The organism is Flavobacterium glycogeni, from assembly GCF_048286775.1.
Lineage (GTDB): Bacteria > Bacteroidota > Bacteroidia > Flavobacteriales > Flavobacteriaceae > Flavobacterium.
The window spans coordinates 129,593-146,409 of sequence record NZ_JBLVPV010000004.1 but is presented as its reverse complement, the minus strand read 5'-3'; the positions used below and the strand labels follow the sequence as shown (position 1 = coordinate 146,409).

Below are 16,817 nucleotides of genomic sequence, written 5' to 3'. Positions count from 1 at the left end.
GTTATAAATGAAAATAGCTGTTTTTATTTACTCATTAGCTGGTGGGGGGGCAGAGCGAGTAGTTTCGCAATTAGTTCCATATCTGCAGAATAAGGGATTTGATGTTTATTTAGTTTTGATGAATAATACTTGTGCTTATTCTTTTTATACCAAAAATGAACCATTTTTTTTAGAGAATTCAAAAAGTACAGAAAATAGCCTATTAAAATTATTAAAAATTCCTTTACTAGCTTATAAATACCATATTTTTCTAAAAAAAAATAAGATACAAAAAAGTATATCATTCTTAACAAGACCAGGTTTTATTTCTGTCTTAACTAAACTTTTTAATAGACAAAGAATGATAATAATTTCTGAAAGATCAAACCCGAGTAATCAGTATGGTTATGGTGATTTACAATCTTGGATTAACACTTTTTTAATAAAAAAATTGTATCCGAAAGCTGATTTAATAATTACTAATTCTAAGGGTAATGCTGAAGATTTAATTTCGAACTTTGATGTGCCAAGCAATAAGATAATGACTGTCTATAATCCCATTTCTATAGAAACAATTCATACAATTGAACCGAAAAAAGATTTTTTTGAGACAGATTTTTTTAATTTAATTAGTGTTGGACGTTTAGATAAGGGTAAAAATCATCAATTATTGATTAGATCAATCGAAAAAATTAAGTCCAAAAAAATAAGGTTGTATATTTTTGGAGATGGTGAGCTTATGCATGAGCTTCAAAAATTAATAGAAGATTTAAGATTGGAAAATATGGTTTTTTTAATGGGTTTTGATTCTAATCCATATCAGTATTTGAAAGCAGCCGATTTATTTGTTTTTGCATCGAATCATGAGGGGTTTCCAAATGTCCTTTTAGAAGCTATGACTTGTAACTTACCTATTATTTCAACCAATTGTCCTTCGGGTCCTAATGAAATTTTGGAATCCGGGATAGGATATGATTATAAAGAATTATTACTTACAAAATATGGCATTCTAGTACCAAGAAATAAAGAAGATGAAATGGTTGCTGCAATAGTTTATATGATGGAAAACACTTCCTATTATGAAAATTGTAAAGCGTCACTAAAATTCCGTATTCTGGATTTTGAAAATGAAAAAATATTTAAAAATTTTTATAAAGCATTATCTTCTTAAGTAACAATGAGATTTTTTCTAAGGCTGTTTTTATACTAAAAAGGATTTAAAATAATAAACAAATAAGCTAGATAAATAAATATGTGTGGAATTAATGGTCTCATAAGTCGTCAACCAAATATCGAAATACAAAAGTTGCTTCGAGAGATGAATAACGCGATTATCCATAGAGGTCCTGATCAGGATGGTTTTTTTGTAGCTAATTCTTCTGATTGTAAAATAGGAATGGCAATGAGAAGGTTATCTATTATAGATTTAAGTTCAGGTAAGCAACCTATTTTTACAGAAGACAAACAAAAAGTTATCCTTTTTAATGGAGAAATTTACAATTTCAAAATTCTTAAAAGTCAATTAGAATTGAAAGGTGTTAAGTTTGTAACACATTCAGATACTGAAGTAATAGTAAAATTATATGAACATTATGGTGTTCAGGCATTTTCAATGCTAGACGGAATGTTTGCTTTTAGTATTTATGATACAATTTTAAATAAAGTCTTCATTGCAAGAGATTTTTTTGGAGAGAAACCACTTTATTATACTAAAACAAGCGATCGTTTTATATGGGCTTCAGAGTTAAAATCGATGATAAAAACGCTGCCAGTAAAACCAAGTATTAATACCAAAAGCTTGAACCTTTTTTTACAACTTACCTATATTCCTGCGCCTTATACTATATATGAAGACATTCATAAATTAGAAGCCAATCATTACCTTGAATTTGATTGTTCCAGCTTTAGTTTTCAAATTCATGAAATTAAGCAAAATTTCAAAAAATATGATAAACTTTCTAAGCCAAAAGCTACAAAAGTAACTCACGATTTAGTTCAAGAAAGTGTGATATCCAGGTCAATAGCTGATGTTTCTTTAGGTGCATTTTTGTCTGGAGGAGTTGACTCCTCAATTGTTTCTTTGTGTTTATCACAACAGTCGAGTACAAAAATCGAAACTTTTTCGATAGGCTTTGATAAAAAAACTTTTGATGAAACTGATAAATCTAGAGCAGTAGCTAAGCTCATCAACAGCAACCATCATGAATTTATTATTTCCGAGAAAGATTTAACAACAAATATTGATGAAATCATCTTGAATTTTGACGAACCTTTTGCTGATTCTTCGGCTTTAGCTAGTTATATGGTGTCCCAAAAAACCAAAGAGTATGTAACAGTTGCGTTAACAGGTGATGGTGGTGATGAGGTTTTTGGGGGGTACAATAAATACTACATGGGCAAACTGAATGAGAAATACACGAATTTTATACCTCTTTCTCTGCACAGAAGTTTTACTTATGTTTTAGGTAATTTGCTCAATACGAAAGATGACAAAAGAGGCAATCGATTCAAAATGAATCGATTGTTGAAATCAATAAATTATGAAGGCGATTTTTACTACAATATTATTGCATTGGGATTTCAGGAAAATGAAGTAAATGAAGTTTTGAAGACAAATATGTATAATGAAAATCCATTATCTTATTATAAAAATAAAATTGGATCCATGAATAAAATGGTAACTGATTTTAGAAATATTGACAAAATGATAAGTCTTGAAGGAGATATGATAGTCAAAGTTGATAGAACAAGTATGTTATCTTCTTTAGAATGTCGTGCCCCTTTTTTGAATAAAGAAATCTGGAATTTTACAAGTCAACTACCTGAAAATTATTTGATAAATGGTTGGGATAAAAAGCACATTTTGAAAGAATCTTTTAAAAATTACTTTCCTAAAGATTTTTTGAATAAATCAAAAAAAGGTTTCGGAGTACCAGTTGGTGATTGGTTGAGAGCAGATTTAAAAAATGAATTATTATCCTATATTGATAAATCATTTATTGAGAAACAAAATATTTTTTATTTTGAAACGATTTCAAATTTAGTAAATAATCATTTGCAAGGTAAAATTGATAATACATTCAGAGTTTGGACATTTTATTGTTTTCAAAAATGGTATAAACAAATTTATGAAAAATAGAAATAAACTCGTCCGTATCACTACTGTGCCGATTTCTTTAGAAAAGCTTTTAGAAAATCAGCTTCATTTTATGAAATCATATTATAAAGTTACAGCTATATCAGCAGATAAATATAATTTAGAGCGAGTAGGACAGCTACAGGGAGTTACTGTTTTTTACGTAGAAATGACCCGTCAAATCACCCCTTTACGAGATTTAAAAGCAGTATGGCAGTTGTTCCGTTTTTTTAAAAAAGAAAAGCCGTTTATTGTTCATAGTCATACTCCAAAAGCGGGTACGGTAGGGATGCTAGCCGCTAAATTGGCTGGTGTGCCCCATCGTTTGCATACTGTAGCAGGTTTACCATTACTGGAAGCTACGGGTAAGAAAAGAAAGTTATTAAACTTTGTTGAAAAAATCACTTACGCCTGTGCTACTAAAGTGTATCCAAATTCCAATGTTTTAAGGGGAATTATAATTCAGGAACAATTTTGTGAGCAAGAGAAGTTAAAGGTTATAGGTAACGGCAGCTCTAATGGAATCAATACGAGTTATTTTGACCCAGAGTTGTTTTCGGTTAATGATAAACAAACGTTAAAAACCAATTTAGGAATCACTCCTGAAGATTTTGTTTTCATTTTCGTAGGACGTTTGGTAGGGGATAAAGGAATTAATGAGTTGATACGAGCTTTTCAAAAGATTGCTGTGGAAATAAATCCTGTTAAGTTGCTATTAGTAGGGTCTTTTGAGTCTGATTTAGATCCCTTGGCAGCTGAGACTTTACAAGAAATAAGCACCAATAACAAAATCATCTCTGTAGGTTTTCAAAAAGATGTTAGACCCTATTTTGCTATTTCGGACGCTTTGATTTTTCCAAGTTACCGAGAAGGATTTCCCAATGTAGTCATGCAGGCTGGGGCGATGGGTTTGCCAAGTATAGTAACCAATATCAACGGTTGCAACGAAATTGTCATCGAAGGAGAAAACGGAACAATAATTCCGGTAAAGAATAGCAATGCTATATATGAGGCCATGAATAAAATGATAGTAGACAATCATTTCAGCGAAAAACTGCAACAAAATGCCCGCCCGATGATTGTTTGCCGATACGAACAACAAGTAGTTTGGGAGGCCATTTTAGCGGAATATAAAAGATTGGAGCAAAATGTATAAATCCTTTTTTAAAAGAATAATTGACTTTAGCTGCGCCATAATAGGACTGCTGATTTTGAGTCCTTTATTTATAATTGTCACGATTGGACTTTGTTTTGACAATCAAGGCAAACCCTTTTTCTTTCAATTACGCCCGGGTAAAGATGGGAAAATTTTCAAGATTATCAAGTTCAAAACCATGAACGAAAAGAAAGATGGTTCTGGGAATTTGCTTTCCGATGCGCATCGATTAACAAAAACAGGAATCTTTGTGCGCAAAGCATCCTTAGATGAAACACCTCAATTAATAAATGTGATTAAGGGAGATATGAGTCTTATAGGGCCAAGACCATTGTTGCCGGAATATTTGCCTTTGTATAGCGAAGCGCAAAAAAGGCGTCACGAAATACGCCCTGGTATTACGGGTTGGGCACAGGTAAATGGGAGGAATGCAATATCATGGAAAAAGAAATTTGAATACGATATAGAGTATATCGACAATTTAGATTTTAAATTTGATTGTAGAATTATTTTTTTGACAATAAAAAAAGTATTGAAAAGAGAAGGAGTTAATTTGAATGAACAAGTTTCGGCCGAATATTTTAATGGAAATAATTAATAACTTATGAATAAATTCTCTGTTATAGAAGTTTATGATTTAAGATGGTCAGCTATCGTAAATAAAAGCAAGCAATTTGATTTTTATCATAGTCAATCGTATCATTTACTTGAAAAAGAAAATCGTCCAGTTTTACTTGTTGCTTTTTTTAATAATGATTTCATGGCACTGCCTTTAGTCATTAGAGCAATTCCGAATACAAGCTTCTTTGATTGTACTTCGGTATACGGTTATTGCGGACTTATCAGTAGCATTGATGTCAAAGATATACCATCAGAAAAAATTATTTATTTTAAAAAACAACTTTTGAGTTTTTTTGAAAGTAATGCAATTGTTAGTGTTTTTTCAAGATTACATCCTTTAATTTCTACGGATGTTTTTTTTAATAATTTCGGATTGATTAAAAATATAAATAAAACTGTTGCTATTGATTTACGTCTTTCATCTGAGAAACAACGTGCACAATATCGAAAATCATACAAATTACAATTAAATCAATTGCGTAGAAAAGGTTTTGAGGTAGTGAATGCGCAAACGAAAGAAGATATTGATGCTTTTATTGACATTTACCGGGAAACCATGAAACGAGTTGGAGCCAGTGAAAAATATTTTTTCAGCCATAATTATTTTTATATTTTTTTAGAAAATAAAGGATTTGAATCCAAATTATTGTTAGCTAAAAAAGAAGGAGAGATTGTTGCAGGCGCTATATTTACGATTGCAAATAATATAATGCAATACCATTTGGCAGGTACTGCCAAGACCCATCTCAAAGAAAGACCGATGAAGTTAATTGTAGATGAGGCTAGACTATTGGGAAATGAATTAGGACTTGATTTTTTGCATTTAGGTGGTGGTGTTGGCGGAAATGATGAAGATTCTTTATTCTATTTTAAATCAGGTTTCTCAGATTATAGATGCCAATATAAAATTTGGCAAACGATAGTTGATTATAAAAAATATAATGAGTTAATCGAAAAAGCAAAAGTTGATGTAAATAGTACATTTTTCCCATTGTATAGAGCATTCCTTTGCTTGCATGCAGGACTTTACTCCTTTGTTCGATCAGAAATATATATTCATTGTTTTTAATGAAAATATAAATAATAGACTACTCTTGGAAAAAATGCCTACTGTTTTTTTAATATATCGCGTTCCAATTCAGTGTCTTTAAGGTGCTTTTGATTTATATAATAAGTTTAGTGTACCTAAAAATCAAACATAAAAACAGAGTTTATGAAAGATTTTTCACAATTAAAGAAGAATTTAGAAAAAACTTTTCAAATTTGAAAATGATCAAAGTCGCTGTTTTAGGAGATACAGCTACACAATTCTTAATTCAAGCTTTACGAGGTTTGGGTTTTTGCATCAAAAAGCACTAATTTGTATTTATGTGTAAATAAACGAATTAGATTTTTTGCAACAGAAACAATAAAAAAAAACACAATATTTAGAATAACCCTTTGTGATACGTCTTTTTAATAACGTTCGATTTTGGTAAAAGCAATATGAGAGGTGAAAAATTAAAGTTTTACATTTATAATAAACCAAAGAGGGGGAGCTAGTACAGCAACCCTTTTTTTGTTTACAAGGTAATTTACTCTCTTGTATAAGAGTTCCGGAATGAAACGAACCTCTATATTTACACTTTTTGCTCCCACAACTCACTTATCTTTTTCTTTAATCTTCCTCCTAATTAGGGTCTGCTGAAAAAGTATTTTCTTTTCCTATTTTGAAGATTAAAATCTATCATGTAGTCACTATTGTGGGTAATCATAAAATTTTAAAATCAAAAAATAATTTTATTAAGAAGAAATTGTATTTCAACGAGTATTTTGGTTACTTGTGGGAAAAATTAATCAATATTACTAATTCTTTGTAACTTTATTATAGATACTAAAATACTGTTTTTGAATATCTTAAAAAAGAAAAACAGAAAATTATCGTACGAGGAAAAGATTCTTTAACCCCAAAAAAGAAAGCTTTCATCCCTGAAAAATTTAGACATACCTCTAAATTTTGAAATAATAAATTCACTATTGATTTAAAAAAAGTGCCAATTAAAAATTTATAAGCTAAAGCCTATTTAAATATTTCTTTTTAAAACTTTTTCAAAATTTATATTGTAAGAAAAAAAACGTCATAATGATGCAAATGGTCTATTATTACCAACAAGGCTTTTGGTGAGATATGGGAATGGGGTCAATAGGAATAAAAAATTAAAATATTCCTAAATCCAGGTATAAGAAAAAAAATCTTTAAGAATACCCTTGCTTTAAAACAAAAAAAACGATTATGTTAAACACAAAAATATGTCTCTCCACTCCTCACATGGGTGGAAATGAACAAAAATATATTCAGGAAGCGTTTGATACAAACTGGGTAGCTCCATTAGGACCTAACGTTACAGGATTTGAGCAGGATATTGAAAAATATATAGGGGAAAATTCTTTTGCTGGAGCATTAAGTTCGGGGACGGCAGCCATTCATTTAGGATTGGTCTTACTCGGGGTGAAAGCAGGCGACGAAGTACTTTGTCAAAGCATGACCTTTTCGGCTTCAGCTAATCCCATTCTATATCAAGGAGCTTTCCCTGTATTTGTTGATAGTGAAATTGATACCTGGAATATGTGTCCCATAGCATTAGAAGAAGCCATTGTTGACAGAATGGCAAAAAACAAAAAACCCAAAGCCATCATTACCGTACACTTATACGGAATGCCCTATAAAGTTGATGAAGTTCATGCTGTAGCCGAAAAATATCAGATTCCTGTTTTAGAAGACAGTTCAGAGGCATTAGGAAGTTCTTATAAAGGGAAAAAATGTGGCACTTTTGGAACCATAGCTTCATTATCCTTTAATGGAAATAAAGTTATTACTACTTCCTGTGGCGGTGCTATTGTTACGAAAACAAAAGAACTAAGAGACAAAGCGGTTTTTTTTGCCACACAATCCAGAGATAATGCACCCTATTATCAACACAGTGAAATAGGCTATAATTACCGTATGAGTAATATTTGTGCGGGTATTGGTCGTGGTCAAATGGAAGTATTGGATGATCATGTGGAATTGCGGAGAAATAGAAACGCATGGTATCGGGACTTTTTCAAATCAATTCCCGGTGTGACAGTTTTTAAAGAACCTAGTGCGGATTATTTTTCCAATCATTGGTTGACCGCCATTGTGATAGATCCTAAAATAGTTGGAAAAACAAGCGAAGACCTTCGATTGGCTATGGAGGCGGTAAATATTGAAAGCCGTCCGTTATGGAAACCCATGCATTTGCAACCTCTTTTTGCAAGCTATCCGTATTATGGTGCCAATGTAGCCGAAAATCTATATAGCGGTGGACTGTGCTTACCGTCAGGTTCTAATTTAAATGATGAAGATAATGAACGAATAGCTGAATCGCTGCATCTTTTTTTTGATGTTTAAATGGATTTAAAAAAACTTCGCAGTTGAATATCAAGACTGTTTGATGTTTTTGTAATCCAAATAAATAGAACTAAATAGAGAGGATAATTCTTTCAATAGTAAACAACTTATTTTGAAAATGAATTCAAAATTAAATATTAAATCGGCATTAAATCAGGTTTTTAGTGGAGCCAGTACTGATTTTAATATCAAAAATCTAAATTATTTACCGCGGTGGATTATTCTTTCCATTGATATGGTAATGGTTTTTTTTTCTGGGATTTTAGGTTGTATATTATTGAAAGGGATTGGGATGGATTTCGTACTCAATATGCATTTTAATAGTATTGTATTACTTTATTTAACTGTCACTATTTTCTTTTTTTGGCTATTCCGTACTTATTCGAGTATCATTCGGCATTCTACTTTTATTGATGTGATAAAACTATTTGTGGCACAATCGGCGACTTTTGTATTTATGTTTTTACTTAATACTGGTTTTGAGATTTTGCAAGGGCAGAAACTATTTTTAAATACTCTATTGTTTATAAGTGTTTTATTGACCTTTTGTAGCTTGATGTTGTACCGTATTATGATTAAAATGGTATTTAAACATTATTTGCTTGAAAAACAAAAAAATGCATTGATTCCTGCTTTTATATATGGAGCAGATTCGAATGCCATATCTGTGGCCAATGCTTTAAATTCAGAAAGTCCACTTCGTTTTCGATTGCTGGGATTTGTTGATAAGAACAATCAAAATACGCCTAAACGGATCTTGGGTTTACCCATATTTGACCATCTTCGGGGTGTACCTCTATTGTTGCGTTCACGAGGCGGTGAAGTATTGATTATTGTCGATAAAGAATTGACCGAAAAGAAGATGTTAACAATATTGGATGATTGTTTAGAATACAATTTTAAAGCGTATTCGGTTTCTTCGATAATAAATTGGGAAGATCGAAATGAGATTTCCAAAAAAGTAAAGAATTTTCAGATTACTGATTTATTAGGAGGAAATCCGATTGTGATTGATAATAATGCAATATCTGGCCAGTTAAAAGGAAAAACGGTACTTATAACGGGAGCTGCAGGATCCATAGGCTGTGAAATTGTGTGGCAAGTGCTTGCTTTTGCCCCCGAAAAAATTATTATGGTCGATCAGGCAGAAACACCGTTATATCATTTGATTTTAGAGGTTGAAAAAGCAGTCACAAGTTCACAAATTCATGCCGTTATCGCTGACATCCGAAATTATGAAAGGATGGATGCTTTGTTTCAATTGTATCAACCATATGTGGTTTACCATACAGCGGCTTATAAGCATGTTCCTTTGATGGAAGAAAACCCAGCTCAAGCGGTATTTACAAATGTAATGGGAACAAAAAATGTAGCCGATTTGGCATTGCGTCATCAAGTGGATAAGTTTGTGATGGTTTCTACAGATAAAGCGTTGAATCCGAGTAATGTAATGGGGGCCAGTAAACGCATTGCGGAAAAATACGTACACTCAATGTACTATAACTCGCAAAGTGGAGGAAATAAAGCAACTAAATTTATAACGATTCGTTTCGGAAATATGTTGGGTTCTAATGGTTCTGTTGTTTCATTGTTTACCCAGCAAATTGCCAGTGGCGGTCCGATCACGATTACTCACCCCGAAATTGTCCGTTATTTTATGAATATACCCGAAGCATGTCAGTTGATTCTTGAAGCGGGGGCCATGGGCGATGGAGGGGAGATATTCATATTCGATATGGGTAAGCCTGTTAAAATTATTGATTTGGCCAGAAAGATGATCAAGTTGGCTGGATTTATTCCGGATGAGGAAATTAAAATTCAGGTTGTGGGCTTAAGGCCAGGGGAGAAATTACATGAAGAATTACTCAATGATACTTCAAAAACGGTACCGACACACCATAATAAAATAATGATGGCCCAGGAAATTCAAGATGAATTCGAAACGCTACATACTGATATTGATGAATTGATAAGTATCGCTAATTTATTTGACAACGATACTATTGTTTCAAAAATGAAAAAAATCGTGCCGGAATACAAAAGCATGAATTCCACTTTTGAGATATTAGATAAATAGTTCGCTTAATTAATTTAAGTAAAAATGAAATTCGATTTTATAAGTACTGTTTTCTGATGGTAACAAAAATCGATTAATAACAAAAATATATAATTTATAGAGTTACAAGTTGGAATCATTTTTAAATCTTAATGAAAAGTTAAATACTTATATTTGTGTATCTTAAAAATAAAAATTATATGAAAAATTTTATTTTAATAAAGAAAGTAACTCCATTGTTGTTCGTAATTCTATTGTTCTCTTGTGCTTCCAGAAAGGATTTGGTTTATTATCAGAATATTGATAGAACAAGGCCTCAAGAAAATTCTAATTCGTATGAAGTTAAAATTCAACCGGATGATTTGTTGCTGATTATTGTTTCTGCTGAAGATCCTGAAATTGCTGCCCCTTTTAATTTAAAATCAATTTCTATCGAAGACGCCGTAACCAGACTAAATACGATGGCTGGACAGCAATCTACTCAATTGTATTTAGTGGACGCCATCGGTACTATTGATTTTCCTGTTTTAGGAAAATTGAAAGTCAGCGGATTAACCCGAACTGAAGTGCTTAAAACCCTACAGGACAAAATTGCAGTTTATATAAAAAAACCAATCATTAACCTTCGTATCATGAATTTTAAAGTTTCGGTACAAGGAGAAGTTACCCTGCCAGGAACTTACAATGTGGCTTCCGAAAGAATTACTCTGATTGAAGCGTTGACGATGGCAAAGGATTTGACTATTTATGGTTTAAGGAATAATATTTTGATCATAAGGGAAGTAGACGGTGTGAAATCGTACAACAGAGTTGATATTACCCAATCGGATTTTATCAATTCGCCCTTTTATTATTTGGCACAAAATGACGTAATCTATGTAGAGCCCAATAAAAATAAAATAAATGGGGCGGCAGTTGGACCAAACACAGGAGTAATTATCTCTTTAACTTCTTTATTGATTACTTTGATTACACTAATTGTTACTTCATCAAAATAAATTATTGTATGGAAAATAATAGGCTAGACAGAAATTACGAGAATGATTATCCATTAAAATCATTTTTAGAAAAGTACTTAACTCATTGGAAATGGTTTGCAATTAGTGCGAGTATTAGTTTGTTTTTAGTTTTTTTATATTTACGGTATACTACGCCACAATATCAAGCCACAACTACAATATTGGTAAATGAAGAGAAGAAGAGCAAGATAGAAACTGAAATGTCTGCTTTTGCTGATTTGGGATTGAGCAGTGGTTTAAAAAGTAATGTGGATAATGAAATTGAAATTTTAAAGTCGAGAACCTTAGTCAAAAGGGTCGTAAAAAAACTAAATTTAAACACCTCATTTCTGGTTGAAGGCAGAGTAGTTGATAGAGAAATTTATGGAAAAACTCCAATTGAAGTTTATTTTGTAGATAAAACAAATCAATTTTATGAAAATAAAGTTGATTTGAAATTTAAAGAGTTAACGCCTCATACATTTTTATTGGAAGATGAGGTCTCGGAAGATGCTCCAAAGACCATCTTAAGTAATAAAAAGAAGTTTAAATACATGGAATTGATTCCAACTCCATATGGACGCTTGATTATCAAAAAAATTCAGTCTAAGGACAATAATAGTACCGATAATCCCCAATCGATTCACATTGTCATCAATCCTCTTGAGGAAGTTGTTGAGAGTTTTATGAAACGACTTAAAGTGGAACCTATCAATGAAAAGAGCAGCGTTGTTGCCATTTCCGTAACGGATCCGGTAGTAAAAAAAGCGGAGGTTTTCTTGGACAATTTGATTCAAATTTACAATGAAGATGTCGCAGCAGATAAGGATTTTATTTCAGATAACACTTCCAAATTTATTGCCAACCGATTGCGATTGATTACCCAAGAGCTTGAAGGAGTGGAGCATAATGTGGAAAGTTTTAAAAAGTCAAATGAGCTCACCGATATCAACTCAGAGGCGAAACTTTATATAGAAGGATCTAATGAATATGATAAAAAAGGGGTGGAGACTGAAATCCAGTTGAATGTGGTGTCCTCCATGTTAGATTTTATGAAGAAAAGTAGTAATTCTGATTTGTTGCCCAGCAATATTATCTCGGGTCTGGGAGATGCTTCTGGATTAATTGGTTCTTATAACCAATTGGTTTTGGATCGAAACAGGATTCTAAAATCAGCTACCGCTGAGAACCCATCCGTAGTTAAAATGGATCAGCAAATAGCCTCTTTGAAATCTACCGTAATAGAAAGTCTCTTGCGATTACAATCCAGTTTAAATATTCAAAAAAGAGATTTAAATAGAAATGAAGGGTTTTTGAATACTAAAATTGGGAAAATCCCAGTTCAAGAACGTCAGTTTAGGGTGATTGCCAGGCAACAACAGGTAAAGGAAGCACTGTATTTGTACTTATTACAAAAGAGAGAAGAAACCGCTATTTCTTTATCGGCTGCAGAACCTAATATTAGTGTTATCGATGCGGCAAATACCGATAATATGCCTGTTTTTCCTAAAAAAAATATGATTTATTTTGCCGGTTTATTATTAGGATTATTGGTTCCTTTTGGAATTATATATACGGATGATTTATTAGACACTAAAATAAAAAGTCGCTTAGACATAGAGGGGAAAACAAATATCCCTTTTATAGGGGATGTGCCTACCTCTGATTCCCCTTCAGAAATTATAGCATCGGATAGCAAGACAAGTTCTGCAGAAGCTTTGCGAATTATTAGAACAAATCTGGAGTTTATACTGACTAAGGTCCCTGATGGTATTGCCAAAACAATATTTGTGACCTCAACTTTTCCTAACGAAGGAAAGACTTTTGTTTCAGTAAATCTTGCTGCGACTTTTGCATTGTCAGGTAAAAAAGTGTTGTTGATGGGTATGGATTTAAGAAATCCAAGATTAGATGAATATTTGTCCCTGCCAGAGCGAGGAGTTACCAATTATTTGGTGTCAAAAGATTTGGTTCTGAAGGATTTGATAGTGAAGCATGATGGATATATGAATTTTCACATACTGCCATCGGGTGTTATCCCCCCTAATCCTGCGGAGCTGTTAATGAGTAAAAAAGTAGATTTACTTTTTAAAACTTTGAAATCACAGTATGATTATATCATTGTAGATAACTCTCCGGTGAGTATAGTAACTGATACCCTATTGATAGCTAAAAATGCAGATTGTTTTATTTATGTAGCCCGCGCCAATTTTTTAGATAAACGTATGCTTGATATTCCAAATACATTATATAAAGAACAAAAATTGCCCAATATGTGTTTACTTCTTAATGATACGAATTCTGCAAAGGGGTATGGTTATGGCTACGGATATGGTCAAGGAATAGAAAGAAAAGTTTGGTACAAAGAATTTTATAAAAAAATTAAAAGATAATTTAATTTATAATTTTGGGTAATTAAAACAATTCATTTATATAACAAATCTAGTCAAAGATATGCCATATAGGATGAGTCATTTAAATTGAATAGGCCGTTAATTAGATCTCTATTATTTTGGCGTTAAATGGAATTTTTGGATATATTTTTCAATAGATAAGTAATTCACAGGTGTGATTTTTTGGAAAAGTAAGCAGTTATATTGTGATTTACGAATTGTTTATTTGATTTCTATCTGATAGATTGGGAATTATCGATTGAGATATGAACTTAGAAATAAACTTAAATCAAAGGCATGTATTTTTTGGGGACAGTCTAGTAGTGGCTTTTTGACCAAGGCTTCATTGGTTAAATAATAATGAAGGCCATCTTGGGTCGAAATACTTTCAATCTGATGAAAGGCTAATGGAATTCTAATTTTTCGTTTATTTCCTGATGAAAAATCAGATCCGACATAATCGTATAAAAGGTATAAAAAAGGCATTGCTATTCTGGAATACCCGCAAAGGACAATCAATTTTTTTGAAGGTAAAAAAGTGGCACCCGTTATTAATCCTTTCACGTCAATGGTTTGTTTTAATTGTGCAACATGGTTTCCGGGTTTCTTTGGCAAAACATACACACTTGTTTGAGACTTTTTCCACTGTTTCGTAAACAAATAGATGCTGTCTTGGGAAACAACAAAGGCTTCGCAGTCAAAATCAGAAGTATTCTCTGTTTTCTTTGTTAAATCGGTTTGGTTGGAATAAGAAAATGAAATGGTATCTATCATGGGATTCTGTAATAGGAAAGATTTTTTTTCGATTCTTAAAATTTGCAAATCGGTTCTGTTTCCGGTATAATTATTTCCAAAATCGCCAATATATAAATAGGTGCTGTCTTGCGAAATTTCTTCCCAGTCTTTATTGACGGCTTTTTCTAGCGAAATTTTCTTTTGAATCAAACCCAAATGGTTTATTCCATAAATGGTTTTGTCGTGATCGTCATTGTGTGTCCATAATAAATTGTCGAAAGCTACCAGACCAGAAGATTCTCTAAGAGAATCACTTAATTTTTTAGAATATTCTGGTTTTATTTTAGAAGTTGCATACAAACAACTTCCATCGTTTTCAGTGGCTTTTGGATTGTAGTTTTTGGAAAGAGGATCTGTACAGCCCGATATTTGGGCAAACGTCTGACCAATGGAAATCAAGAGCAATAATAAGAATATCTTTTTCAATGAATTAAAATATATAGTTGATGGCTTTTATTCATCAAAAGTAATTGTTTCTAAGGATTAAAATCAGAATCAGGAGTGAATGATTTGGTTTTATTTGTGGCTATCGTTCCCGCTTTCGCCTTTATCTTTGTTCGTTCCTCTCAAAGGATATCGGCTCAAATGAAATTCACTGAACTCCTATGAAAATAAAAGTATAGTGAAGTAATCGGGGCTAAGAAGAAACATGTTTTTTGATTTTCAATAAAATAGCGTAAATTTGAGTAGTTAAAAATTTGTATCATGAAAACGGAGACTTTAAAAATCAACATTACGCAAAGAATCTTAAATAGTAACGATAATAAGATTCTTAGTAAAATAGCAAAACTTCTTGATGAAGAAAACAGTGTTGGTTATGACGCAGATGGAAACCCAATTTCTGAAAAAGAATACGTAAAGGATATTCATGAGGCTTTGCATCAATTGAATGAAGGGAAGTTAGAAACCTATTCGAGTGAAGAAGTAAAAATAAAAATAGTAGGATAATTTTCTAATTTTTTAATTGGCAAGTTTTCTAATTATATTTGCTCAATGCAACTATCCGTCATCATTCTCAATTACAACGTCCGTTATTTTCTCGAACAATGTGTTTTAAGCGTTCAAAGTGCTTTAGAAACCATTGACGGCGAGATCATTGTAATTGATAATAATTCCCCAGATGACAGTTGTGCAATGATGAAAAAGCGTTTTCCAAACGTAAAACTTATTCAAAATAATGAAAATGTAGGTTTTCCAAAAGGCAATAATATTGGTGTAGCCCAAGCCAAAGGAGAATACATTTGCATTCTCAATCCGGATACCGTTGTCGCCGAAGATACGTTTACCAAAGTATTGGCTTTCGCAAGATTGCTTCATTCTTCGCAATTAAACGATTCAATGGGAGTTATAGGTTGCAAACTCATCGATGGAGCCGGGAATTTTCTGCCCGAAAGCAAACGTGGCGTTCCAACACCTTGGGTCGCTTTTACTAAAATCACGGGTTTGTACAAATTATTTCCTAAGTCAGGAACATTTGGAAAATACTACGCACAACATTTAAACGAAAACCAAACTGGAAAAGTAGACATTCTTGTGGGTGCTTTTATGTTGATGAAAAGAGATTTGTACCTTGAAGAAGGCGGATTTGATGAAGATTGTTTTATGTATTCGGATGATATTGATTTGTCCTATAGGATTTTGCAAAAAGGAAAGTCGAACTATTATTTCCATGAAACCACCGTAATCCATTATAAAGGAGAAAGTACTGTTAAGGACGAAACGTATATGAAGCGTTTTCAGGAAGCCATGTATTTCTTTTACAAAAAGCATTTTAGTCCTCGATTCCGAAGTCTCGGGACGGGATCCGTATTCTTCTCGATTTTTATGAAACTCGGTATTGTCTTTTTTTCTTTGGTAAAAATGTTTCAAGGGAAGCCAGGAATAAAAATCGCTCCAAAATCATATCTGTTGTATTCGGCTAACGAAAAATTAATAGAAAAACTGGCTTTGGTTTTGCAAAAAAAAGTCTCTTTTCACGATTTAAAAACAGAAAAAATGGTAATTTCGTCTTCGTTAAGAAGTGGAAAGGGAACAGAAATTATTCTGGATAACGAATTCATTTCTTTTAAAGAATGCATGTCGATTCTCGAATCTTCAAAAAATAGAGGATTTACCTTTAAAATAATACCAAAAAACGCTAATTTTTTAATTGGAAGTAATAATAGTAACGAAAGAGGTGAGATTATGAAAATAGAGTAAAAAATTACATTTAATGTAATTTATATTTGAAATATTTAGTAATTTCGCAAACTGAAAATCAAAATCACCTTT

General features: G+C 32.2%; 12 protein-coding genes. 11 read left to right on the top strand and 1 reads right to left on the bottom strand.

What is annotated here, in order from left to right; genetic code table 11:
- Nucleotides 1-7: 7 nt before the first annotated feature.
- From ACNQGX_RS04830 to ACNQGX_RS04790, 9 genes are all read left to right on the top strand, one after another.
- Nucleotides 8-1,150 (top strand): glycosyltransferase, encoded by a 1,143-nt coding sequence (locus tag ACNQGX_RS04830; RefSeq protein ID WP_417974524.1) that lies wholly within the window; start codon nt 8-10, stop codon nt 1,148-1,150.
- A gap of 81 nt (nt 1,151-1,231) precedes the next feature.
- Entirely contained in the window at nt 1,232-3,118 is a 1,887-nt protein-coding gene (asnB, locus tag ACNQGX_RS04825; RefSeq protein WP_417974522.1) for an asparagine synthase (glutamine-hydrolyzing), read from the top strand.
- Complete coding sequence (locus ACNQGX_RS04820) at nt 3,108-4,271, top strand: glycosyltransferase family 4 protein (protein ID WP_417974520.1); 1,164 nt, start codon at nt 3,108-3,110, stop codon at nt 4,269-4,271. Before asnB ends, ACNQGX_RS04820 begins: the two co-directional genes overlap by 11 nt.
- Nucleotides 4,264-4,869, top strand: coding sequence for a sugar transferase (locus tag ACNQGX_RS04815; RefSeq protein ID WP_417974518.1), 606 nt, complete (start codon nt 4,264-4,266; stop codon nt 4,867-4,869). The genes ACNQGX_RS04820 and ACNQGX_RS04815 overlap by 8 nt, the downstream gene beginning before the upstream one ends.
- Nucleotides 4,870-4,875: 6 nt before the next feature.
- A complete protein-coding gene (locus ACNQGX_RS04810; RefSeq protein WP_417974516.1) occupies nt 4,876-5,961 on the top strand; it encodes a GNAT family N-acetyltransferase in 1,086 nt (361 codons plus the stop codon).
- A gap of 1,203 nt (nt 5,962-7,164) precedes the next feature.
- A complete protein-coding gene (locus tag ACNQGX_RS04805) occupies nt 7,165-8,304 on the top strand; it encodes a DegT/DnrJ/EryC1/StrS family aminotransferase (protein WP_417974514.1) in 1,140 nt (379 codons plus the stop codon).
- A 118-nt stretch (nt 8,305-8,422) separates the two neighbouring features.
- Entirely contained in the window at nt 8,423-10,381 is a 1,959-nt protein-coding gene (locus ACNQGX_RS04800) for a polysaccharide biosynthesis protein (protein ID WP_417974512.1), read from the top strand.
- 179 nt (nt 10,382-10,560) lie between these two features.
- Nucleotides 10,561-11,358: a polysaccharide biosynthesis/export family protein gene (locus ACNQGX_RS04795; RefSeq protein ID WP_417974510.1), complete on the top strand. Its 798-nt coding sequence runs from the start codon at nt 10,561-10,563 to the stop codon at nt 11,356-11,358.
- A gap of 8 nt (nt 11,359-11,366) precedes the next feature.
- Entirely contained in the window at nt 11,367-13,751 is a 2,385-nt protein-coding gene (locus ACNQGX_RS04790; RefSeq protein WP_417974508.1) for a GumC family protein, read from the top strand.
- A 252-nt stretch (nt 13,752-14,003) separates the two neighbouring features.
- Here ACNQGX_RS04790 and ACNQGX_RS04785 read toward each other — a convergent pair whose 3' ends face one another.
- On the bottom strand, nt 14,004-14,972 hold the full coding sequence (locus ACNQGX_RS04785) for a T9SS C-terminal target domain-containing protein (RefSeq protein ID WP_417974506.1): 969 nt from the start codon (nt 14,970-14,972) through the stop codon (nt 14,004-14,006).
- 279 nt (nt 14,973-15,251) lie between these two features.
- On the opposite strand from ACNQGX_RS04785, the gene ACNQGX_RS04780 reads away from it, so the two are divergent.
- Entirely contained in the window at nt 15,252-15,494 is a 243-nt protein-coding gene (locus ACNQGX_RS04780) for a hypothetical protein (protein WP_417974504.1), read from the top strand.
- A gap of 45 nt (nt 15,495-15,539) precedes the next feature.
- A complete protein-coding gene (locus tag ACNQGX_RS04775; protein ID WP_417974502.1) occupies nt 15,540-16,745 on the top strand; it encodes a glycosyltransferase family 2 protein in 1,206 nt (401 codons plus the stop codon).
- Nucleotides 16,746-16,817 lie beyond the last annotated feature (72 nt).

What these genes read in the sequence shown, in the direction of transcription:
- ACNQGX_RS04830 (WP_417974524.1), top strand. Translation starts at nt 8, where the DNA reads ATGAAAATAGCTGTTTTTATTTACTCATTAGCTGGTGGGGGGGCAGAG.
- ACNQGX_RS04820 (WP_417974520.1), top strand. Translation starts at nt 3,108, where the DNA reads ATGAAAAATAGAAATAAACTCGTCCGTATCACTACTGTGCCGATTTCT.
- ACNQGX_RS04775 (WP_417974502.1), top strand. Translation starts at nt 15,540, where the DNA reads ATGCAACTATCCGTCATCATTCTCAATTACAACGTCCGTTATTTTCTC.
- ACNQGX_RS04790 (WP_417974508.1), top strand. Translation starts at nt 11,367, where the DNA reads ATGGAAAATAATAGGCTAGACAGAAATTACGAGAATGATTATCCATTA.
- ACNQGX_RS04810 (WP_417974516.1), top strand. Translation starts at nt 4,876, where the DNA reads ATGAATAAATTCTCTGTTATAGAAGTTTATGATTTAAGATGGTCAGCT.
- ACNQGX_RS04815 (WP_417974518.1), top strand. Translation starts at nt 4,264, where the DNA reads ATGTATAAATCCTTTTTTAAAAGAATAATTGACTTTAGCTGCGCCATA.
- ACNQGX_RS04800 (WP_417974512.1), top strand. Translation starts at nt 8,423, where the DNA reads ATGAATTCAAAATTAAATATTAAATCGGCATTAAATCAGGTTTTTAGT.
- ACNQGX_RS04805 (WP_417974514.1), top strand. Translation starts at nt 7,165, where the DNA reads ATGTTAAACACAAAAATATGTCTCTCCACTCCTCACATGGGTGGAAAT.
- ACNQGX_RS04780 (WP_417974504.1), top strand. Translation starts at nt 15,252, where the DNA reads ATGAAAACGGAGACTTTAAAAATCAACATTACGCAAAGAATCTTAAAT.
- asnB (WP_417974522.1), top strand. Translation starts at nt 1,232, where the DNA reads ATGTGTGGAATTAATGGTCTCATAAGTCGTCAACCAAATATCGAAATA.
- ACNQGX_RS04795 (WP_417974510.1), top strand. Translation starts at nt 10,561, where the DNA reads ATGAAAAATTTTATTTTAATAAAGAAAGTAACTCCATTGTTGTTCGTA.